The sequence below is a fragment of the Corynebacterium sp. NML180780 genome (assembly GCF_007786415.1).
GTDB lineage: Bacteria > Actinomycetota > Actinomycetes > Mycobacteriales > Mycobacteriaceae > Corynebacterium > Corynebacterium gottingense.
On the sequence record NZ_VNKN01000010.1, the window covers coordinates 23134 to 45012 of the forward strand.

Sequence of the window (21879 nt, forward strand, 5' to 3'; positions counted from 1 at the left end):
GACTAGCTGTCGCGGCCGCGTAGATACCGCACCGTGCGCGCCAGTGCGAGATCATCGCACGGTTCGCAGGCGGTAAGGCGGCCTTTTTCCACGCGCAGGAGAAGATCGCAGCACCGCGCCACCAGCTCCATGTCATGGGTTACTACCAAAACGGTCTTGCCCTGCCGGGCTAGGGCGTCTAGCAGGTGGGCCACCCGGTGCATGCGGCACAGGTCCAGCCCGCTGGTGGGTTCATCGAAGACGATTACCTCGCGCTCACTTAGGACTGCTGAGGCGATGGCCACGCGCTGGCGTTCGCCGCCCGAAAGCGACATCGGGTGCCGGGCCCGCTTGTCCGCGAGATCAAGTGCACCAAGCACCTCGGTAAGGCGCGCTTCGTTTTTCCCAGCCGGTCCACTGGTGCCGATGATTACGTCGGACTCCACGCTCTCCCCGAAAAGCTGGTGGTTTACGTCCTGCATTACTAAATAGGACTGGCGCAGGCGCTGCCGGGGACCCGAGAGCGAGCGGTTATTGATGTCCACCACGCCGGTGGCCTTAGATTCCAGGCCAGTCAGAACGCGCACAAAGGTAGATTTTCCGGCCCCGTTGCGTCCTACCACGCCGATGACTTGTCCTTGCGGCAACTCCGTGTGGCTGATGCTCAGGGATGGCTCTGTAGCCTTGGGGTAGGTGAACTGTAGCTTTTTGAGCACCATCGTGCCACTTGAAGGGCGTGGCTCGCGGGTCACCTCGGGGACCTGCTGCGCTGAGCGCAAGCCCATGCGGTACAGTTCGGCCTTGTCTAGGGTGCGAAACTCCGAGCCGCTGAGATCATGAGCGATCTGCCCGTCCTGCATAACCAGCACTCGGTCCACGATGTCAACTAGGTAGGAAAGCCGATGCTCAGCGATCAGGACGGTGCGGCCCTGTGTCTTCCACTGCGCGACGATGCGGCGCAGCTCATCGACGGCGGCGAGGTCGAGATTTGATGATGGTTCGTCTAGTAGTAGTACCTGTGGGTGCATCGCGGCCACTGAAGCGCATGCTATTTTTTGTTTCTGGCCGCCGGAAAGTGTGAACAGGTGCCGGTCGAGGAGATGAACCATGCCGAAATCTGCGGAAAGTTCCCCAATACGCTGTCGAATCTCGTTGGGCGCCACGCCGAGGTTTTCGCAGCCAAAGGCGAGTTCGCTGGCTACTTCCAGCGTGAAAAATTGCGACTTGGGGTTTTGGAACACTGAGCCTACGCGTTCGGCGATGTCGTGTGGGTGGGCATGAGTGATGTCTTCGTCGTCCAGCAGCACCTCCCCCGAAATCTGGGCGTCGCAGAACGTGTGCGCCACGCCGTTTATCAGGCGTAGCAGGCTGGACTTACCGCAGCCTGATTCGCCACACACTAGAATTAGTTCGCCCTTCGCCACGGTGAGATTTACGTGGTGCAGCACCGGCTCCGCTGTGTTTTGACCATAGGATAGTGACACATCGTGCAGCTTTATCACGGCAGCATCACTATATTTACCAGTAGTAGGATCAGGGACACGACGAGCACGCTTATGACTATTGCGTCGCCTACGCGGAAGCCTATCTCGCACAGCGTGGTTCGTCGGCGAGGCGAGCCCAATCCGCGGGTCACTGCAGACATAGCCAGCTCGTTGCCGATGCTCACAACGGACGCCAACAGTGGCACAAAGCGGTATTCGAGCATAGCGATCGGGTTGCGCAGGCCCGAGATGCCACGCATCTGCATGGCGGTGCGGATATCGCGGTATTCCTCGAGAATCGTCGGGAAGAACCGGAACATGATGGACGTGGGGATGGTCAGGGCGTCGGGGCTCCGCATGCGCTGCATCGCGGCCATGAATTCGCTGGCCGAGACGGTGCGTAGTAGGTACCAGCAGCACGTGATGCCAGGGAGGATGAGCGAAAGCCCTGCGAACCACGTAGCGCACACGTCCACGATGATGTGGCGCTCGGGCAGGGCCTGTACCACCACCGCAGGAAAGCCGGCGAGCACCGCGAAGGTGAGTGCGTATCGCAGTGCAGCGGCCACCATGCCGGAGGCGAGGAAAAGTGCCCCGGGAACGGCAATGAGCATCCACCGGGCGGTGCTGCCCAGCGCCCCACTGGACCCGGCCGGTGAGATGAGCACCGAGGACACCACGAGGATGACCAGCACCGTGGTGCGTGGGTCCAGATGGAGTCCCGCTGTGTGCGTGCCTGATCCGGGCAAAGTGGGCGACATCAGGCGATTCCTGCTCGCTGGAAGTGCTTGGTGAAGATGCGCCGGCCGAGGATCCCGCCGAGGATCCCGCAGACGAAGGTTACTATCACAATGATGAGGAATAGCCAAGTCATCTGGCCAATAGAGGTGAGGCCATCCGCGAAACTAGCACCATATTTGGTCTGCATGCCGCTGCTCTCTATGTAGCGCCGAGTGGTGAAGAAAAGCGGAATATATGATGCGGTGGGTGACACTGCTATAAAGGCATAGGCGATCACACTGTGTATTGCGCTCGTATACTTGCCGGCGCGCAAAATTAACTCGGCAAACACGGCCATGACCAAGCTGAGCAGCAGTGGCCATATGCCTAAACCAAGCAGCAGGCTGGCGAGGCCGCTGAGAAGAAGGAATATGAAGACCATGCCGGGCTTGTGCACCTTGGCCAAGAACAGCATCATCGGGATGCCCAGGATGAGGGCCTGAACGCTGGTGATCATCACGTAGGTGATGGGGGTGATGCCGATGAAGGCGATGACCACGCCGGCTACCAAGTTGATGACGAAGAAGATGCCGATGTTCATCAGGTCGGTGATGTTCAGCCGTCCTGCTTTTGCATCTTTCGGGGTGGTGTGGGGAGTACTGGGCATGATGTTTCCTTTCAGATTAGGCTGCTTGTGCGTAGCACTGGGTTGGGGGCAAGTGGCTTGTCAGGTGAGTGAAACAGGTGTGGCATGAACTCTAAATTTCGCCTTCTTCTACGTCGCTGCCGACGATGTCGGCGATCAGGTCGGACAATTCTCGGACCGTTGGATGGTTGAATACGTCACGTATGGAGATGGGCCGTCGTAAAGCGCCTCGGCGAAGTCCTGGACGTAGGAGTCGCGGCCCGCCACGACGGGAGGGGTCTTGCCCATGGTGGCGGTGTACGGGTTGCGGGGGCGTCGCGGCAGCTGTGGCATGAGGCACCTCGTTTTTACTCGTTACTATTCTTACTATTCTTACTACTGTTACTATTCCGGCGCTGCGCAACCGCTCTGTCATCCCAACCCGAAAACCCCGCTGCCGCGCGAGCCGCACGAAGCAAACGGGCCGCGAGCCATTACGCTGGGGAGGAACTGTCTGAAATACGTCCAGTACACAAACCCAGTACACAAATACAGTGGAAGTGAGACCTCTTGGATACGCAGATTGCCGTAGAGACGCTGGCGCGCGTGCTCATGCCGCGCAAGGGCGAACCGCACGACGTGCGCTCGCTGTACCTCGTTGAGGCGGAGCAGAATAAGCAGCGCGTGCGCTGGTCGGACCGCACGACCCTGACTGTCCCGGAAGGGCAGGAGGTCAGCTTCGAGACCTACTTCAACGCGTTCCCGGCTTCCTACTGGCGTCGCTGGTCGCAGTTGGACCGCGTGGTCCTGAGCCTGGATATTCAGGGCGCGGCCACCATCTCCGTCTACCGCTCGAAGCACGACGGCGTGCGCATCAGCGTGACCAACGTTGAGGTCGCCGACCAGCACGTAGAGATTCCGCTCCCGCTGAAAAACTTCGAGGACGGCGGCTGGCTCTGGTTCGACATCACCGCGGAGTCCGACGCCACCGTCACCAACGCCGCGTGGTGCGCCGACCAGGCGCCGCAGGAGCAGGTGCTTCACGACGCCACCACGATCCCTCCCCAGCCCAAGCAGGTAGCCGTGGGCATCCCCACGTTCAACCGCCCCCGCGACGCGGTCAACGCGCTGCACGCGCTGGCCGAGGACCCGGTAGTGGAGGCGTGCATCAGCCACGTGCTCATGCCGGACCAGGGCAACCAGCACCCGGCGGACGAGCCGGACTTCGCGGAGGCGCAGGCCGCGCTCGGTGACAAGCTGCGCATCTTCCCGCAGGGCAACCTGGGCGGGTCCGGCGGCTACAGCCGCATCATGTACGAGGGCCTGAACAATACGGACGCGCCGTTCATCCTCTACATGGACGACGACATCGCGATCGAGCCCGACTCCATCGTGCGCGCGGTGCAGGCAGCCCGCTACGCGCGCACCCCGATCCTGGTCGGCGGGCAGATGCTCAACCTGCAGGACCGCGCGCAGCTGCGCACCACCGGCGAGGCCGTGGACCGCTCCACCTTCATGTGGGGCGCTGCCGAGCACGCCGTCTACGACCACGACTTTTCCAAGTACCCGCTGGGCTACGTGGGCACCCAGGAAGAGGAGCTGGACCCGCGCAAGACCACCTCGCGCGCGCTGCACCGCCGCATCGACGTGGACTACAACGGCTGGTGGATGAACCTGTTCCCGCGCGCCGTCGCCGAGCAGCTCGGCCTGCCGCTGCCGCTGTTTATTAAGTGGGACGACACCGAGTACGCGCTGCGCGCCAAGGAGGCCGGCTACCCCACGGTGACCTGGCCGGGCGTGGCCATTTGGCACATGGCGTGGGCGGACAAGGACGACGCGATCGACTGGCAGGCCTACTTCCACCTGCGCAACCGCCTCATCGTCGCCGCGATGTACGGCCCGGAGAAGGCCGACGGCATCCTGCGCAACATGCTCAAGTCCACCTACAAGCACATCATGTGCATGGAGTACTCCACCATGGCGATCCAGGTGGAGGCTATGCAGGACTTCCTCAAGGGGCCGGACCAGCTGTTCAGCATCCTCGAGTCCTCGCTTCCGAGGATCCAGGAAATCCGCAAGCAGTACCCGGACGCCCAGGTCATCGGCTCCGCCGCGGACCTGCCCGCGCCCACCGGCGCGCCGGGTGTGCCCACCCGCAACATCGGCGGCCGCCTGGCCAAGGTGAAGAAGATTCCGTGGGCGGTGAAGGCGCTGCGCCACCAGTTCACCACCGAGGACCGCGCGCACTGGGACGCGCCGCAGCTCAACCTCACGGCCGAGGAGGCCCGTTGGTACACGCTGGCCCGCGTCGATTCCGCTACGGTATCCACCGCCGGCGGTACGGGCGTGGCCTTCCGAAAGCGCGACAAGGCTACGAGCGACGCCCTGCTCAAGCAGACCAAGGAACTCCAGGCGCAGATCAAGGAGCGGTGGGCGGACCTGCAGTCCGAGTACCGCGCCGCGATGCCACGCCTGACCAGCCACGAGGAGTGGGGGAAGATCTTCGATGCCCAGTAAGCCCAGAAAGCCCAGTAACAAGCACTCGCTCGACGCCCGAGAAGCCGAGCTGCTCATCGCCCTGCAAGACCGCGCGTTTACCCCGGCCACCACGAAGGTGGCGCGCACGCTGAGCCACTTCGGCGAGCACGACTTGGGCTGGATGGGCGTGGCTGCGGTGGGCGCGGCGTCGACAAGCGCGAACCGCCGGAAGTGGCTGGCGTTGGGCGCGGGCACCTTCGTTGCGCACGCGGCGAGCGTGGTGCTCAAGCGCATCGTGCGGCGGCCGCGCCCCCACGATCCGGGCGTGAAGATCGGCGTGAAGACACCGTCGCAGCTGTCGTTTCCTTCCTCGCACGCGACGAACACGGCGGCGGCCGCGGTGCACCTCGCGGACATTACGGGCTCGAAACTGCCGTGGCTTCTCGTGCCGGTAATGATGTGTTCGCGTAACGTGCTCGGGGTGCATTACCCTACGGACACCCTGGCGGGCGCTGCGCTGGGCGCGGCGGTGGCCAAGGTTGCAGTTGAGGTGGAAAGGACAACCCGATGACGGAAAAGGAATACGACGAGCCCCTGCTCAAGCCGGAGCCGCACACCACGGGCGTGGACATCAGCACCAAGCGCAAGCCGCCGAAGAACCTGCCCGACGCGATGATCAAGGGCCTGCGCCCCAAGCAGTGGGTCAAGAACGTGCTCGTGCTTTCCGCCCCGCTCGCCGCCGGTGAGTTTACGGGCCGCACGCTTATCGACGTCGCACTCGCATTCATCGTCTTCTGCCTCGGCGCGTCCTCCATCTACCTGGTCAACGACGCCCTGGACGTCGAGTCGGACCGCGAGCACCCGACCAAGCGGTTCCGCCCGATCGCCTCCGGCATGCTGCCGATCAAGCTGGCCTTCGGCATGGCTGCCATCCTCATCGCCCTGGCCCTGGGCCTGTCCTTCTTGGCCACGGACGGCCCTGCGCTCGCGCTGGTCATTGGCATCTACATCGCCCTGCAGCTGGGCTACTGCTTCGGCTGGAAGCACATCCCGGTGATTGACATCGCGCTGGTCTCGTCCGGCTTCATGCTGCGCACGATGGCCGGCGGCGTGGCCGCGAGCATCGCCCTGTCGCAGTGGTTCCTGCTGGTGGCCGCGTTCGGCTCCCTGTTCATGGCGTCGGGCAAGCGCTACGCGGAGATGCTGCTGGCGCAGAAGACGGGCGCGAAGATCCGCAAGGCGCTGGAGGGCTACACGGCCACGTACCTGCGCTTCGTGTGGACGCTGTCCGCAACGGCGGTCGTGATGAGCTACGCGCTGTGGGGCTTCCAGCTGTCCAACGACACCGATGGCCCGGCCGCGATCTGGTACCAGATCTCCATGGTCCCGTTCGTCATCGCGATCCTGCGCTACGCGGCAGAGGTGGACGGCGGCAAGGGCGGCGCGCCGGACGAGATCGCGCTGGAGGACCGCGTCCTGCAGTTGCTCGCCCTGGCGTGGATCCTCTGCATCGTCATGGCGGTTTACGTCATTCCGGCGGTGGCTTAGTAGTATCGCTGGAATGAACAAACAGGCCCGCATTTCGCTGCTCGCTGCAGCGGCAATCGCGGGCATCTTTGCGTTCTGGGGAGGATTTACCCGCCGCTGGATGTCCGACGATGGACTCATCGTGCTGCGCACCGTGCGCAACCTGCTCGCGGGCAACGGCCCCGTGTTCAACATCGGCGAGCGCGTGGAGGCCAACACCTCAGTGCTGTGGCAGTACCTCATCACGGCGTTCGGCTGGCTCACGGGCGCCCGGCTCGAGGACGTGGCGATGTGGCTCGCGCTCGCCTGCACCGTCATCGGCGCCGTCGTGGCCACCGTGGGCTCGGGCCGGTTCTGGGACCAGGCTGCCGCCACCCGCGGCGTTGTCCTGCCGTTTGGCATCCTCATCTACCTGGCGCTCCCGCCTGCGCGCGACTTTGCCACCTCCGGTTTGGAGTGGGGCCTGTGCATCATGTGGCTCGCCGTGTGGTGGGCGCTGCTGGTCCAGTGGGCCGCCCCGATTGGGCGCCGCGCCCTCCCGGTGTCCGGGTATTGGCTGGCGTTCTGGTGCGGCCTGTCGTGGCTGGTCCGCCCGGAGCTTGCGCTCTACGGCGGGGTGACCGGCATCGTGCTGCTGGCGTACAGTCCCCGCAAGTGGGCGGGCATCCTCGCAGCCGCGCTGCCGGTGCCCGCCGCGTACCAGCTATTCCGCATGGGCTTCTACGGCCTGCTCACCCCGCACACGGCGGTGGCCAAGTCCGCCTCGGACGCGGAGTGGGCCCGGGGCGGGACCTACTTCTGGGACTTTGTTGGCTACTACTGGCTCTGGCTGCCGCTGCTGGTCGTCGCGGGGTGTGCGGTGTGGTTGCTGCGGGGTGCGAGGGGGCGTCGATTAGCAATTGTCCTGCTCACCGCGGGCTGCGCCCTCGTGCACGTGCTGTACGTGCTGCGCGTGGGCGGCGACTTCATGCACGGGCGCATGCTGCTGCTGCCGCTGTTTGCCCTGCTCTTGCCGATGATGACGGTGCCGCTGACGCGCGTGACCATCGCGCTGACGCTTGCCGCGACGGTGTTCGCCGGCGTGACGATCGTGCGCGCGCACCCCATCGACTGGTTCGCGTACGAGCGCGGCGAGAAGGAGCTGAACATTGTCGACGAGCGCGAGTTCTGGTCCTACGCAATCGGCCAGAGCCCGGCCGACCCGCCGCTGCACGCGGAGGACTTCCTCGGCTCCAAACTGATGGAATCGTGGACCGAGGCGGTGGAGAACGGGCAGGAGCACGACGCAGGGCAGCTCAACATCGCGCGGCTGAGCACGCACCCGGACGAATACTCCTGGTACTGGCGCCCCCGCATGGACGAGGACGAGGCCAAGGGGAGCGACCTGCTGGACCTGCCGACCACGGCATACCTCACCAACCTGGGCATGACGAGCATGAACGCGCCACTGGAGATGCGCGTGCTGGACTCGGTGGGCCTGGCCACGCCGCTGGCCGCGCGCATGCCCCGCGACCCGGAGGGGCGAGTCGGGCACGACAAGTACCTGCCCATGGAGTGGCAGGTGGCGGACTCCGCGACGAAGATCGACTCGATGCCCAAGGACGTGGACCGCGAGCAGGCGCGTGCGGTGCGCGCGGCGCTGCGCGAGGAGCCCATCGCGGACCTGCTGGCCAGCTCGCGTGAGCCGATGAGCTGGCACCGTTTCTGGGAAAATGTGCAGTATTCTCTGGGTGACGGTCGCTCGCTCCAGCTTGAGCAGGATCCAACGGTCTACCTCTCGGACGAGACGATCCGGGAGATCAAAAAGGGCAAGGATCCTGGGGTTTCGGGGACGCAGATCGCCTGGCCGGTGAATTGAATGGCTCTTACGGTCTCAACTTGGTAACGTTGCTGTAACCAAAAGCTGAAAAACATTCACCGAAGTTGGGAGAGTAATGTCCGCGACGAAATCGAAGCGTGGTCTGCTTGCGCTGCTCATGGCGCTGCTGACCGCCCTGGGCGCAGTGGTGAGCGCCCCGCAAGCCTCGGCAGCAAACCGCGACTGGCTGCGCCCCGACTCCACGGGTACGTGCGAGTGGGACCGCGTCGGCTTCTGGGTACAGCGCTGCACCGTCTGGTCGCCCGCGATGGGCCGCCACATCACCGTGCAGATCCAGCCGGCGCAGCGCGGCGGCAACGCGGGCCTGTACATGCTCGACGGCCTGCGCGCCACGGAGATCACCAACGCCTGGGTCAACGACGTCAACGCGGCGCAGATGTTTAAAGACAACAACATCACGCTCGTCATGCCGGTCGGTGGCCAGTCCTCCTTCTACACGGACTGGAACGCGCCCGCGACGTACGACTTCAACCACCCCGTGACCTACAAGTGGGACACCTTCCTGTCCCAGGAGCTGCCGAGCTACCTGCGGGACAACTTCGGCGTCTCGCCCACGAACAACTCCATCCTTGGCCTGTCTATGGGCGGCACCGCCGCGATCAACCTTGCCGCGCTGCACCCGAACCAGTTCCGCCAGGTCCTCTCGTACTCCGGCTACCTCACCACCACCATCCCTGGTGGCCAGACGGCGCTACGCGTCGCGCTTCTCGACGGCGGCCTGTACAACCTCAACGCCATGTGGGGCTCCATCTTCAATCCCCGCCGCTACGAGAACGACCCGTTCCTGAATATGGGGAACCTGCGCGGCAAGGACGTCTACGTGTCCTCCGGTAGCGCGGTCCCAGGTCCGGCCGATGACAAGTACCTGCCGGAGCACCGCGCGTCAGGAATCGCGCTGGAGTCCATTGCCAACTTCACCACCCACCTGTGGAGCGCGAAGGCGACCGTGACGGGCGTACAGCACACCGCCGTGTTCACGCCGACTGGCTTGCACAACTGGGATCAGTTCGGCTCCCAGCTCGTGGCCACTCAGCCGCGCATTCTCAACGTGATGAACGCCTGGTAAACCCCGGCTGCCGCTGGCCCCGTTCCCCGCATTCGTGGGAGCGGGGCCTTCGTGCGTTCTGGCACTGCGCGGCGCAGTCACACGGAAAACATTTGCCCCAAAAGTTCCCGGCGTGTCACCGTGTAAAGTCTCAAGTCAAACTTAACCTTTGGGTTACACAAGCGCTCGTGCACTGGCTACGCCGGGGGAGGGGAACCCCCGGACCGGCCTGCAGGGGCGCGACGCCCCCATGACCAGACGAATTGATGAGGCAGGACACCTTCATGCGCGAACACCGTTCCCCCAACACGAGGCTGCGTGCCCGTATCGCTCGGGTAGCAGCAGTGCCCACCGCGGCGCTCATGGTCGCAGCGGCGCTTCCCGGCGTCGCCCCGCAGGCGCAGGCACAACTGAGCAGTGGCAGCAGCACGTTCGGCGACTCCCGCGGTCTCTCGGACGCGATCCGTCCGAAGGATCCGCCGGCGCGGACCCCGATCGAGGTCGACGAGCACCCGCAGATCCCGGGCCTGCCGGACGGTGTGAGCGTGGACCGCATCGAGTGGCTGACCAACCGCCGCGTCGCCGTGTTTATCAAGTCCGCGGCGATGCCTGACCAACTCATGCAGGTGCAGATCCTCCTGGCGCGCGACTGGCACCAGAACCCGGACGCGAAGTTCCCGGAGGTCTGGGCGCTTGACGGCCTGCGCGCGCGTGATGACGAGAACGGCTGGACCATTGAAACCAACATCGAGCAGTTCTACGCCGACAAGAACGTCAACGTGATCCTGCCGGTGGGCGGCGAGTCCTCCTTCTACTCCGACTGGCAGCGCCCAAACAACGGCAAGAACTACAAGTGGGAGACCTTCTTTACCAAGGAGCTCATCCCGATCCTGCACAACCGCTTCCGTTCCAACGACAAGCGCGCGCTGACCGGCATCTCCATGGGCGGCACCGCGGCAATCAACCTGGCGGAGCGCAACCCGCACCTGTTCGACTTCGTCGGCTCTTTCTCCGGCTACCTGGACACCACGACCACCGGTATGCCGTCGGCGATCAAGGCGGCGCAGCTGGACGCGGGCGGCTACGACGCGGAGGCCATGTGGGGCCCGCTCGGCTCGCAGGACTGGGTCGACCACGACCCCAAGCTGGGCATTGAGAACCTGGAGGGCAAGACGGTCTACGTCTCCTCCGGCTCGGGCCGCGACGACTTTGGCAGCCCAGACTCCGTGGCCAAGGGCGCGGCCAACCCGGCGGGCGTGGGCCTCGAGGTGCTCTCGCGTCTGTCCACCCAGACCTTCGTGGACTACGCCAGCCGCACCAACGTTAAGCCGATTGTGAAGTTCCGCCCGTCCGGCGTGCACTCCTGGGAGTACTGGCAGTTCGAGATGACGCAGGCGTGGCCCTACATCGCCAACTCGCTCGGCGTGGCCGAGGCGGACCGTAGCGCGGACTGCACCCCGGTTGGCGCGATCGCCGAGGTCACCGCGGACGGCTCGATCGGCTCCTGCGTGAACAACGAGTACGACGCGGGCAAGGACAAGCAGGGCAAGGCCCAGGACTTCCGCGGCGGCACGGCCTTCTGGGCGCCCAACACCGGCGCGCACGCCCTGTACGGCGCCATCCTGGCCAAGTACAGCGGCCTGGGCGGCGCGCAGGGCTGGCTCGGCTTCCCCACCACGGGCGAGCAGGCTACCCCGGACGGCGTCGGCCGCTTCGTGCACTTCGAAAACGGTTCCATCTACTGGACCCCGGAGACCGGCGCGTACGCCATCCCGGGCGACATGTTCCAGGCTTGGGGCGAGAACGGTTTTGAGACGGGCGACCTGAAGTACCCGGTCAAGGAAGCCAACAAGGTTGGCGAGGGCTACGTCCAGCAGTTCCAGGGCGGCTTCCTCACTCGCAACCCGGACGGCACCCACCACATCGTCCACGGCGCGATCGGCGCGAAGTACGGCGAGATGGGCACCGCCACCTCGGACCTGGGCTTCCCCACGGGCAACGAGATTGCCATCAAGGGCGGCTTCTTCCAGCCGTTTGAGAAGGGCAACATCTACTGGTCCGCTGAGTCCGGCGCGCACGTCATTTACTACGGTGACATCTTCGACGAGTGGGGCAAGCGCGGCTACGAGCAGGGCGAGCTGGGCTGGCCCACCTCGGACATGCAGGACATCAGCGCCGGCGGCCTCACCATCAGCTTCCAGCACGGCACCCTGGAGCAGGTCAATGGCACGGTGGTGAAGCGATGAGGCGTCTCGGAGCCCTGTGCTTAGCGACGCTCACCCTCTCCCTCGCCGCCTGCTCCGGTTCCACCACTGTTGACGGCGAGGACGCGAAGGCGTCGGCAAGCGCTGAGCAGTCCTCCTCCGCCCCGGCGGAGTCCTCGACCGCCGCCCCCGGCACCACCCGCTCTGAGGCGACGAGCTCCAAGGCCCCGGCGGCCCAGTCCGGCTCGCGGCCGGAGGACCAACCGGCGCAGGAGGTGACCTCGGTGCCGCAGCAGGCCTCGGGCTTTACCGCGCAGGAGGAGACCTACCTGGAGCAGCTCCGCGAGAACGGACTGAACGTGGAGGGAGTTGAGGACCAACTCACAGCCACGGGGCGTACGGTGTGCTCGGACGATACCGTCACGCGCGACGCGGTCGCCGGCCAGCTCGTGGCGCAGCGGCGCACCGACATGGACCCCGCTGCCCTGGGCACGCTGATTGCGGACACCGCGCGCGCGAACCTCTGCTAAGAAAGGCACTTCATGCGCAAAGGGCGCAACGTTTTTGTGGTTGCAGCCGTCCTGGTGGTCCTCGCAGTCATCGGGCTGGGGGTCTACCAGTGGCAGGCGTCGGACCAATCCGGTGATTCGGCGCTGTCCCCGGTGCCCGGCCAGGGCGAGACTGAGGGCGGGTCGCAGGACCCGGAGCAACCGGCCGAGCCGGACTGGTGCCCGGCCGTCGAGTTCGTCTCCGTGCCCGGCACCTGGGAGTCTTCGGCGGATGATGACCCGTTCAATCCGCAGGCCAACCCGCAGAGCTTCATGCTCTCCATCACGCAACCGCTCCAGCAGGAGTACGACATCAACCACGTCCGCGTGTTTACCGTGCCGTACACCGCGCAGTTCCGGAACATCCAGACTGAGCATGGCCGGCGCGAGATGACGTATGACGACTCCCGCGCCGAGGGCAAGGCGAAGCTCAACGGCGAGCTGAAGCACGTGGCGACGACATGCCCGAGCACCAAGTTCATCATCGCCGGGTTCAGCCAGGGCGCGGTGATCGTGGGCGACATTGCCAACGAGATTGGTACCGGGATGAACGCTGTGCCGCCGGAGCGCCTGCTTGGCGCGGTGATGATTGCGGACGGGCGCCGCGAGAACGGCGTGGGTGTGAACCCGGGCGCGCCGGTGACCGGCGTGGGCGCGGAGATCGCGCTGCAGCCGCTGCAGTTGGTGGCCGACGGCGTGACGCCGGGCGCGACCATGACGGGCGCGCGCCCCGGCGGGTTTGGCGAGGTTGCGGACCGCGCCTTCGAGATCTGCGCACCCGCGGACACCGTGTGCGATGCGCCCGCGCGCGTAGGCAATGCGCTGGAGCGTGCGCAGGAGTTAGTAATGGCAAGCGGAAACCACGCGATGTATGCGACAAACCCGGATGTGATTCCGGGAACGACCACACCACAGTGGACGCTGGATTGGGCGCGCACTACTATAGATGCTTTGTAGGTACTAACTAATTTTTGGAGGGCCCAGACATGGATCTCGACGCAATCATCGCACGCTTCCTCGACCAGGACGGAAACATCACGATCCCGCCGGGATTTACCATCCCCGCCATGACGGAGATGCTCTACGCCGCGGCCGAGCACGCCGGGCAGGCAGATGCCGTGAGCATCAGGTTCTGGGACTACTCCGATAGCGCCGAGGGCAACTCCGTTGTGTACACGCGCCGTGAGGTCAACACCCGCATCAAAGCGATCGCCGTGCGCCTGGCCCAGGTGGGCAAGCCCGGCGACCGCGTAGCCATCCTGGCGGCCAACTCGCCCGAGTACATCCTCGGCTTTATCGGCGCGATGTACGCGGGCCAGGTGCCCGTCCCGCTCTATGACCCGAACGAGCCCGGCCACGAGGGCCACCTGCGCGCCGTGCTGTATGACTCCGGTGCGAAGACGGTCCTGACCAACAAGAAGGGCGCCGCCGCGGTGCGCGCCTACTTTGCCGACCTGCCGTCGGCGCAGCGCCCGCGCATCATCGCCGTCGACGCGCTGCCGGACACCCTGGCCCAGGGCTGGGGCGAGCTGCGCGCAGCGGCAGAGGCGGCGGGTGCCGCCGGCGCGGACACCGCGAACCAGACCGCGTTCCTGCAGTACACCTCCGGCTCCACCCGCACCCCGGCGGGCGTGAAGCTGACCAACGAGTCCATTGTGTCCAACGTCATCCAGATCTACAGCGGCGTGGGCGTGCAGCAGCCGATGCGCCTGGTGTCCTGGTTGCCGCTGCACCACGACATGGGCATCGTGGTCACCACGCTGCTGATCATCCTGGGCAACGAGATGGAGATCTTCACGCCGCAGGATTTCGTGCAGCAGCCGAAGCGCTGGATGGAGCGCCTCTCCCGCCGCGAGTCGGACCCGGAGGACATGCACATCTACACCGTCGCGCCGAACTTTGCGCTGGACATGGCCGCCCGCTACGCTGCGCCCAACGGGCCCGAGGCAGCCGAGGACTACGACTTCTCCCAGCTCGAGTGCATCATCATCGGCTCCGAGCCGGTGACCAAGCCGGGCGTCGACGCGTTCTTCACCGCGTTTGGCAAGTCGGGCCTGCGCCGCGAGGTCCTGCGCCCCTCCTACGGCCTGGCCGAGGCGACCCTCCTGGTATCCACCCCGCAGGCCGGCAAGACGACGGAGCTGCCGCGCTTTACCTCCTTCGACCGCGAGCAGCTCGCGGCCGGCACCGCCGCCGAGGTGGCGGAAGGCGAGGGCGTCCAGTTCGCGTCCAACGGCCAGCCGGTCAACTGGATGCGCTTTGCCATCGTTGACCCGGCAACCAAGGACGAGGTCCCGGAAAATTCGGTGGGTGAGATCTGGGTCAACGGACCGAACGTGGCTGGTGGCTACCTGGAGCGCAAGGAGGAGACCGCCGACACATTTGCCAACACCATCGGCACGACGCTCCAGGAGAGCCTGCCGAAGGACGGCTGGCTCAACACCGGCGACCTCGGCGTACTCGTGGACGGTGAGCTCTACATCACCGGCCGCGTGAAGGACCTGGTCGTCGTGGCGGGGCGCAACCACTACCCGCAGGACATCGAGGCCACCGTGATGGAGGCGTCCGAGCATGTGCGCAAGGACTCCGTCGCCGCCTTCTCCGTCCCGGGCGATGACGTGGAGCGCCTGGTCATCCTGGTCGAGCGCGGCGACACCGCCGACGCGTCCGGCGACGCCGCCGCGGAAGAAGCGATCCGCGCCGCCGTGTCCTCGCACCACGGCGTGTCCCCGGACGTGGTGGAGTTCCGCGCGCCGAACGAGATCGCGCGGTCATCGTCGGGCAAGATCGCGCGCCGGGTGAACGCAAAGCAATTCCAGGAGCGTGCTAACGCGAACCCGCAGTAGGACGATAACCTTAGGTGTTATGAATTCACGCGCAATGACTGAGACTGAACTGATCCGCTGGCTGCAGGAATGGGTGGCCCAGACCGCTGAGGCCGCCGACATTACTGGTGCCGATTCGGTCGATCCGGCCAAGTCGCTCGAGGCCTACGGGTTGTCGTCTCGCGATGCCGTGGTGCTCTCCGGCGAGCTCGAACGCACGCTCGGCCGCCGCGTCGACCCCACTATCGCCTACCAGCACCCGACCATCCTCTCCCTAGCCAAGGCGCTGACCGCGCCCGAGCCGAAGGGGAGCGTGAGTGGGGGGACGAGTGGGCGTCGTGAAGCACTTGCCCCCGCGCAGCGCGACATTGCGATTGTGGGTTCGGCCGGCCGCTTCCCGGGCGCGAAGGATCAGGCGGCGTTTTGGCAATTGCTTCTCGACGGCACCGTGGCCACCGGCCCGCTGCCCGAAGGCAGGTGGAGCGAGTACACGGGCGATCCCTACCTGCGCACCAAGATGGCGGAGGAGTCCACGGACGGCGGCTACCTCGACGACATTGCGTCCTTTGACAACGAGTTCTTCGGCCTGTCCCCGCTCGAGGCCACCAACATGGACCCGCAGCAGCGCATCATGCTCGAGGTCGCCTGGGAGGCTCTGGAGGACGCGCACATCCCGGCCGACTCGCTGCGCGGCAAGCCCGTGGGCGTGTTCGTGGGGTCCTCGGCAAATGATTACGGCATGCTCATGGGCGCCGACCCGGCGCAGGCGCACCCGTACGCGCTGACCGGCTCGGCGAGCTCGATTATTCCGAACCGTATCTCCTACGCCTTCGACTTCCGCGGCCCGTCCATGAACGTGGACACCGCCTGCTCGTCCTCGCTGGTCTCCGTGCACCACGCGGTGCGCGCGCTTCGCGACGGCGAGGCGGACGTGGCCCTTGCCGGCGGCGTGAACATCCTGGCCAACCCGTTCGCGTCCCTGATGTTCTCCGAGCTGGGCGTGATCAGCCCCACCGGGCGCATCCACGCCTTCTCCGACGACGCCGACGGCATCGTACGCTCCGAGGCCGCCGGTTTCGTCGTGCTCAAGCGCGTGGAGGACGCGATGGCGGACGGCGACGAGATCCTCGGCGTAATCAAGGGCTCCGCCACGAATTCCGACGGCCACTCGAACGGCCTGACCGCCCCGAACCCGGACGCGCAGGTAGACGTGCTGCGCCGCGCCTACGCGGACGCGGGCGTGGACCCGCACGAGGTGGACCTCGTCGAGGCCCACGGCACCGGCACCATCCTGGGCGACCCGATCGAGGCCACCGCGCTGGGCGAGGTGCTCGGCCGGGGCCGCGAGGCCACAGACCCGCTGCTGCTCGGCTCGGCGAAGTCGAGTGTGGGCCACTCCGAATCCGCCGCGGGCGTGGTGGCCATGATCAAGGTGATCGAGGCGCTCAAACACGACACCATCCCGGCGAGCGCGAACTTCACCGCGCCGAACCACTTCGTGGACTTTGACGCGGAGCGCATCGAGGTCGTGCAGGACCCGCGCGAGTGGCCCCGGTACTCCGGCCGCCGCGTCGCGGGACTGTCCGGCTTCGGCTTCGGCGGCACCAACGCGCACGTGGTGGTCACCGACTTCGACTCCGCTGACTATGAGGCTGCCTCCGAGGCAGCGGACACCGCAGAGGCCGTGGACACCGAAAACACCGACGCCGCCGCTTTCGTCGCCGGCGCCGCCGAGCAGGTCGCGCTGCCGGTCTCCGGGCTGCTGCCTTCGCGCCGCAAAGAGGCCGCGGCCCAGCTCGCGGACTTCCTGGAGGGCCGCGCCGACGCGGACCTCGCGCCCATCGCCCGCTCGCTGGCCAAGCGCAACCACGGCCGCTCCGCCGCCGTCGTGCAGGCCGCGACCACCGAGGAGGCCGTGAAGCGCCTGCGCCAGGTGGCCGACGGCAAGATCGGCCCCGGCATCGTCACCGCCGACGCGCCGGGCGCGGTCGGCCCCGTCTTCGTCTACTCGGGCTTCGGCTCGCAGCACCGCAAGATGGCCAAGCAGCTGCTCGACGCCTCCCCGCTCTTTGCGCAGCGCATGCGCGAGCTCGACGAGTACGTGCAGTTCGAGGGCGGCTGGTCCATGCTGGACATCATCACGGACGACGGCCAGACCTACGACACCGAGACCGGCCAGGTCACCATCACTGCGATCCAGATCGCGCAGACCGACCTGCTCGCCGCCATGGGCATCACCCCGGCGGCAACCATGGGCATGTCTATGGGCGAGATCGCCGCCGCCTACGCCGCGGGCGGCATCTCGGACAAGGACGCCATCCTCATTGCCACCCAGCGCGCTCGCCTCATGGGCGAGGGCGAAGCCATGATCGCCGGCACCGACCAGGAGGGCGCGATGGCGGTGGTGGAGCTGTCCCGCGACCAGCTCGCCGAATTCATCCAGGCTCACCCGGAGGCCGCGGGCGTGGAGCCCGCCGTCTACGCCGGTCCGGGCATGACCACCGTCGGCGGCCCGGGCAAGGCCGTGGACTACATCGTGGACGCGCTGACCAAGGAGGAGAAGTTCGCCCGCAAGCTGAAGGTGCGCGGCGCGGGCCACACGAGCGCGCTCGACCCGATCCTGGGCGACCTGGCCGGCAGCATCGCCGGCATCGAGCCGCACCCGCTGACTGTGCCGCTGTTCACCTCCGTGGACCGCGGCGAGGTCTACCCGGCGGGCGCGGTCGTGCACGACATGGACTATTTCCTGCGCATGACGCGTCAGCCGGTCTACTTCCAGGACGCCACCGAGGCCGCCTTCGCCGCGGGCCACACCACCCTGGTGGAGGTCACCCCGAACCCGGTCGCGCTCATGGGCATGATGAACACCGCGTTCGCCGCGGGCAAGCCGGACGCGCAGCTGCTGTTTACCAACAAGCGCAAGGTGGACGAAGTCGGCGCGCTGCTGGATCTCGCCGCCAAGCTCTACGTCGGCGGCATGCCCGTGAAGTTCGCGGGCTTCTACGGCGAGGGCTCGCTTATCGACGCCCCCCGCACCGCCCTCCACACAAACTCCTACTGGACAGCCGCCCGCCCCTCGGCGGCGGGCGGGTCCCTGCTGGGCGCCAAGGTCCGCCTGCCCGGCGGGAAGGTCGCCTTTGCTACCCAGGCCGACCAGGTCTTTAGCCCCTACCAGCTCATTGAGGCCGCGGCGGCCGAGGTCCTCCCCGGTGGCCGCGTCGTGGCGAGCGAGGAGCACAGCTACCTGCCCGCCGACGGCGAGGTCACCACGGTGGTCCAGCCGAGCCTGGGAGGCGCGAGCGTGAAGGTATTCAACGAGGACACGCTGCTCGCGGAGGGGTTTGTCACCACGCTGTCGCTCGGCGGCGATGAGCAGCTCGCGGGCGTGGCGGAGATCGCCCCGACGGGTGACGCCGCCACCGCACCGAGCGCGAGCGAGGGTGCCGCAGGCGCCGAGGGTGTCGAGGCCGTGCGCTGGGACCCCGCCTCCGGCGAGACGGTGGCGGACCGCCTGCGCGGCATCGTCTCCGAATCCATGGGCTACGACCCGGAGGACCTGCCCGACGAGCTGCCGCTGATCGACCTCGGCCTGGACTCGCTGATGGGCATGCGCATCAAGAACCAGGTGGAAAACGACTTCCAGATCCCGCCGCTGCAGGTGCAGACGCTTCGCGACGCCTCCGTCTCCGACGTCATCCGCATCGTCGAAGACGCAGTCGCTGGACGCGAAAATTCCGCACAGGCGGAAGCTCCGGCCGCGGAGCCGGCGGAGCCCAGCAAGCGTTCCGCGCAGGCGGAATCCGCGGAACCGGCGCAGGGCGTCGGCGTCGCCCCGCGCGACGCCTCCGAGCGCATGGTGTTTGGCGCCTGGGCGAAGTACGCAGGGAAGGCCGCGGCTGGTGTGACGTCCACGTTGGCGTCGATAAGCGAGGCCCAAGCGCACGACATTGCGACCCACCTCACCGAGCGCTCCGGCATCGAGGTCACCGCGCAGCAGGTACTCGAGGCGGAGACGCTGGAGCCGCTGGCGAACATCGTGCGCGAGGGGCTCGAGACCGAGGTGGAGGGCAACATTCGCGTCTTCCGCGACGGCTCCGACGAGGTCAACCCCGTCTTTGTGTTCCACCCGGCGGGTGGGTCCTCGAGCGTGTACGCCCCGCTGGCGCGCCGACTCGGCGACAACGTGCCGGTCTACGGCGTGGAGCGCCTCGAGGGCTCGCTTGAGGAGCGTGCCGCGGCGTACGTGAAGGACATCACCGAGCTGGCGAAGGGGCGCAAGGTCGTGCTCGCCGGCTGGTCCTTCGGCGGCGCGCTGGCCTACGAGGTCGCGCACCAGCTGGGCAATGACACAATCGACTTCATCGCGCTTTTGGACACCACGCAGCCGAGCGAGCCGATCCCGGACACGCCGGAGGAGACGAAGGCGCGCTGGGGCCGCTACGCCGCCTTTGCCAAGGAGACGTACGGCCTGGACTTCGAGGTGCCCTACGACCTGCTCGAGACCGCGGGCGAGGACGCGCTGTTAGAGATGCTTTCGCAGTTCCTCGCTACGACCGACGCCTCCGAGCACGGCCTGGCCGCCGGGGTGCTTGAGCACCAGCGCGCGTCCTTTGTGGACAACCAAATCCTCAACCACCTGGACTTCACCCGCTGGGCCGACGTGACCGTGCCCGTGCTGCTGTTCCGCGCGGAGCGCATGCACGACGGCGCGATCCAGCTGGAGCCGAACTACGCGCACATTGACGAGGACGGCGGCTGGGGCGCTATCGTGGACGACCTGACCATCGTGCACCTTCCCGGCGACCACCTCGCCGTGGTGGACGAGCCCGCGGTGGGGATCGTGGGCAAGCACATGAACGATTGGATTGAGCATGACAACCGCCGATAAGCTTGCAGACCTGCGCGCCCGGCTGGAGAAGGCCCAGGACCCCGGGTCGGAGCGTTCCCGGAAGCGCCGCGATGACGCCGGCCGAACGACTCCGCGCCAGCGCATCGCCGCTCTGCTTGACGAGGATTCCTTTGTGGAGATCGGCGCGCTCGCGCGTACCCCGGGTGATGACAAGGCTGTCTACTCCGACGGTGTGGTCACGGGCTACGGGCGTATCGACGGCCGCCCGGTGGCGATCTACGCGCACGACAAGACCGTCTACGGCGGTTCTGTCGGCGTGACCTTTGGCCGCAAGGTGGTCGAGGTGATGGAGTTTGCCATCAAGATCGGCTGCCCCGTCATCGGCATCCAGGACTCGGGTGGCGCCCGCATTCAGGACGCGGTGACGTCGCTGGCCATGTACTCCGAGATTGCGAAGCGCCAGCTCCCGCTGTCGGGCCGCAGCCCGCAGATCTCCATCATGCTAGGCAAGTCCGCCGGTGGCGCGGTCTACGCCCCGGTGACTACCGACTTCGTGGTCGCCGTCGATGGCGAATCCGAGATGTATGTGACCGGCCCGAACGTGATCCGCGAGGTGACCGGCGAGGACATCACCTCCGCAGAGCTGGGTGGCGCGCGCGTGCAGGAGCAGTCGGGCAACATCCAGGCGGTGGTGGCTTCCGAGGAGGAGGCCTTCGACTACGTGCGCGACCTCCTCGCGCACCTGCCTACCTCGACGTTCGACCCGGCCCCGGTCGTCGATGCACCGGAGGACGAGGAACTCGACGACAGCGAGCTGGACTCTTTCATGCCCGACGACACGAACGCCGGTTACGACATGATGGACCTGCTGGTCCAGCTCGGCGACGACGAGGACCTGGTGGAGATCCAGGCGAACTACGCCGAGAACCTCATCTGTGCCTTCGGGCGTATCGACGGCCGCGCTGTCGGTTTTGTGGCCAACAATCCCATGTACCAGGCTGGCTGCATCGACGCCGATGCTGCCGACAAGGGCGCGCGCTTCATCCGCACCTGCGATGCGTACAACATTCCCATCGTCTACGTGGTGGACACCCCGGGCTACCTGCCGGGCGTGCAGCAGGAGCGCGAGGGCCTGATCCACCGCGGCGCGAAGTTCGCCTTCGCGGGCGTGGAGGCGACCGTGCCCAAGGTCGCGTTGATTGTGCGTAAGGCCTACGGCGGCGCCTACGCCGTAATGGGCTCGAAGAACCTCTGCGGCGACATCAACCTGGCGTGGCCCACCGCCCAGATCGCGGTGATGGGTTCCTCTGCTGCCGTGGTGATGATCCAGGGCAAGCAACTCGCTGCCATCGAGGATCCCGCGCAGCGCGAGGCGATGAAGAAGATGTTCATGGACTTCTACGACGAGAACATGACCTCGCCCTATGTCGCCGCGGAGCGCGGGTACATTGACCAGATGATCGAGCCGAACGAGACTCGCATTGCTTTACGACGAGCCCTGCGCCAGCTCTCCACCAAGCGGGAGTCCGATCTGCCGAAGAAGCACACGATCAGCCCGCTGTAACGAAATGGTTACGGTGCCGATAGGCTAACCGTACGATCTCCTCACCAGAAAGGTATAGATTCGATGCTCTCTTCCACCCTCGATCTCGCCGGCGACCTGATCAGCATGCTCGTCTGGTTTGTCAACGGCATCCAGACCGGCGACCCGATGTA

The 21879-nt window shown here is 66.3% G+C and carries 15 protein-coding genes; 11 read left to right on the forward strand and 4 right to left on the reverse strand.

Annotated elements, in window-relative coordinates; translation table 11 throughout:
- Positions 1–2 precede the first annotated feature (2 nt).
- The 4 genes from FPP74_RS08195 to FPP74_RS12260 form a co-directional block, all read right to left on the reverse strand.
- The gene (locus FPP74_RS08195; protein ID WP_144717886.1) at positions 3–1481 is read right to left on the reverse strand and encodes an ABC transporter ATP-binding protein; all 1479 of its coding nucleotides are present in this window, start codon (positions 1479–1481) and stop codon (positions 3–5) included.
- A complete protein-coding gene (locus tag FPP74_RS08200) occupies positions 1478–2224 on the reverse strand; it encodes an energy-coupling factor transporter transmembrane component T (RefSeq protein ID WP_014303365.1) in 747 nt (248 codons plus the stop codon). Before FPP74_RS08200 ends, FPP74_RS08195 begins: the two co-directional genes overlap by 4 nt.
- Entirely contained in the window at positions 2224–2850 is a 627-nt protein-coding gene (locus tag FPP74_RS08205) for an MptD family putative ECF transporter S component (RefSeq protein WP_014307391.1), read from the reverse strand. The genes FPP74_RS08200 and FPP74_RS08205 overlap by 1 nt, the downstream gene beginning before the upstream one ends.
- Before the next feature lie 135 nt (positions 2851–2985).
- Positions 2986–3162, reverse strand: a complete 177-nt coding sequence (locus FPP74_RS12260) for a hypothetical protein (protein WP_158522222.1) — start codon at positions 3160–3162, stop codon at positions 2986–2988.
- Between the two features lie 216 nt (positions 3163–3378).
- Here FPP74_RS12260 and FPP74_RS08210 point away from each other — a divergent pair, with 216 nt between their 5' ends.
- The 11 genes from FPP74_RS08210 (at position 3379) to FPP74_RS08260 (ending at position 21727) form a co-directional block, all read left to right on the forward strand.
- Complete coding sequence (locus tag FPP74_RS08210) at positions 3379–5325, forward strand: glycosyltransferase (protein ID WP_255456105.1); 1947 nt, start codon at positions 3379–3381, stop codon at positions 5323–5325.
- On the forward strand, positions 5315–5857 hold the full coding sequence (locus FPP74_RS08215; protein ID WP_144717888.1) for a phosphatase PAP2 family protein: 543 nt from the start codon (positions 5315–5317) through the stop codon (positions 5855–5857). The genes FPP74_RS08210 and FPP74_RS08215 overlap by 11 nt, the downstream gene beginning before the upstream one ends.
- Positions 5854–6834, forward strand: a complete 981-nt coding sequence (locus FPP74_RS08220) for a decaprenyl-phosphate phosphoribosyltransferase (protein WP_095536007.1) — start codon at positions 5854–5856, stop codon at positions 6832–6834. Before FPP74_RS08215 ends, FPP74_RS08220 begins: the two co-directional genes overlap by 4 nt.
- A 13-nt stretch (positions 6835–6847) precedes the next feature.
- The gene (locus FPP74_RS08225) at positions 6848–8671 is read left to right on the forward strand and encodes a hypothetical protein (RefSeq protein WP_144717890.1); all 1824 of its coding nucleotides are present in this window, start codon (positions 6848–6850) and stop codon (positions 8669–8671) included.
- Positions 8672–8747: 76 nt separating this feature from the next.
- Entirely contained in the window at positions 8748–9758 is a 1011-nt protein-coding gene (locus tag FPP74_RS08230; RefSeq protein WP_095536009.1) for an alpha/beta hydrolase family protein, read from the forward strand.
- A gap of 263 nt (positions 9759–10021) precedes the next feature.
- Positions 10022–11983 carry an alpha/beta hydrolase-fold protein gene (locus FPP74_RS08235; protein WP_144717892.1) on the forward strand — a complete coding sequence of 654 codons (1962 nt, stop codon included), beginning with the start codon at positions 10022–10024 and terminating at the stop codon, positions 11981–11983.
- A complete protein-coding gene (locus FPP74_RS12485; protein ID WP_095536010.1) occupies positions 11980–12471 on the forward strand; it encodes a DUF732 domain-containing protein in 492 nt (163 codons plus the stop codon). Before FPP74_RS08235 ends, FPP74_RS12485 begins: the two co-directional genes overlap by 4 nt.
- A gap of 12 nt (positions 12472–12483) precedes the next feature.
- Positions 12484–13446, forward strand: coding sequence for a cutinase family protein (locus FPP74_RS08245; RefSeq protein ID WP_095536011.1), 963 nt, complete (start codon positions 12484–12486; stop codon positions 13444–13446).
- Between the two features lie 29 nt (positions 13447–13475).
- Positions 13476–15335, forward strand: coding sequence for a FadD32-like long-chain-fatty-acid--AMP ligase (locus FPP74_RS08250; RefSeq protein ID WP_144717894.1), 1860 nt, complete (start codon positions 13476–13478; stop codon positions 15333–15335).
- A gap of 34 nt (positions 15336–15369) precedes the next feature.
- Positions 15370–20202, forward strand: coding sequence for a polyketide synthase Pks13 (pks13, locus tag FPP74_RS08255; RefSeq protein ID WP_144717896.1), 4833 nt, complete (start codon positions 15370–15372; stop codon positions 20200–20202).
- Positions 20186–21727 carry an acyl-CoA carboxylase subunit beta gene (locus FPP74_RS08260; RefSeq protein ID WP_144717898.1) on the forward strand — a complete coding sequence of 514 codons (1542 nt, stop codon included), beginning with the start codon at positions 20186–20188 and terminating at the stop codon, positions 21725–21727. Before pks13 ends, FPP74_RS08260 begins: the two co-directional genes overlap by 17 nt.
- The last annotated feature ends 152 nt before the right edge of the window (positions 21728–21879 follow it).

What these genes read in the sequence shown, in the direction of transcription:
- FPP74_RS08200 (WP_014303365.1), bottom strand. Translation starts at nt 2,224, where the DNA reads ATGTCGCCCACTTTGCCCGGATCAGGCACGCACACAGCGGGACTCCAT.
- FPP74_RS08205 (WP_014307391.1), bottom strand. Translation starts at nt 2,850, where the DNA reads ATGCCCAGTACTCCCCACACCACCCCGAAAGATGCAAAAGCAGGACGG.
- FPP74_RS12260 (WP_158522222.1), bottom strand. Translation starts at nt 3,162, where the DNA reads ATGCCACAGCTGCCGCGACGCCCCCGCAACCCGTACACCGCCACCATG.
- FPP74_RS08215 (WP_144717888.1), top strand. Translation starts at nt 5,315, where the DNA reads ATGCCCAGTAAGCCCAGAAAGCCCAGTAACAAGCACTCGCTCGACGCC.
- FPP74_RS08220 (WP_095536007.1), top strand. Translation starts at nt 5,854, where the DNA reads ATGACGGAAAAGGAATACGACGAGCCCCTGCTCAAGCCGGAGCCGCAC.
- FPP74_RS08225 (WP_144717890.1), top strand. Translation starts at nt 6,848, where the DNA reads ATGAACAAACAGGCCCGCATTTCGCTGCTCGCTGCAGCGGCAATCGCG.
- FPP74_RS08230 (WP_095536009.1), top strand. Translation starts at nt 8,748, where the DNA reads ATGTCCGCGACGAAATCGAAGCGTGGTCTGCTTGCGCTGCTCATGGCG.
- FPP74_RS08235 (WP_144717892.1), top strand. Translation starts at nt 10,022, where the DNA reads ATGCGCGAACACCGTTCCCCCAACACGAGGCTGCGTGCCCGTATCGCT.
- FPP74_RS12485 (WP_095536010.1), top strand. Translation starts at nt 11,980, where the DNA reads ATGAGGCGTCTCGGAGCCCTGTGCTTAGCGACGCTCACCCTCTCCCTC.
- FPP74_RS08245 (WP_095536011.1), top strand. Translation starts at nt 12,484, where the DNA reads ATGCGCAAAGGGCGCAACGTTTTTGTGGTTGCAGCCGTCCTGGTGGTC.
- FPP74_RS08250 (WP_144717894.1), top strand. Translation starts at nt 13,476, where the DNA reads ATGGATCTCGACGCAATCATCGCACGCTTCCTCGACCAGGACGGAAAC.
- pks13 (WP_144717896.1), top strand. Translation starts at nt 15,370, where the DNA reads ATGACTGAGACTGAACTGATCCGCTGGCTGCAGGAATGGGTGGCCCAG.
- FPP74_RS08260 (WP_144717898.1), top strand. Translation starts at nt 20,186, where the DNA reads ATGACAACCGCCGATAAGCTTGCAGACCTGCGCGCCCGGCTGGAGAAG.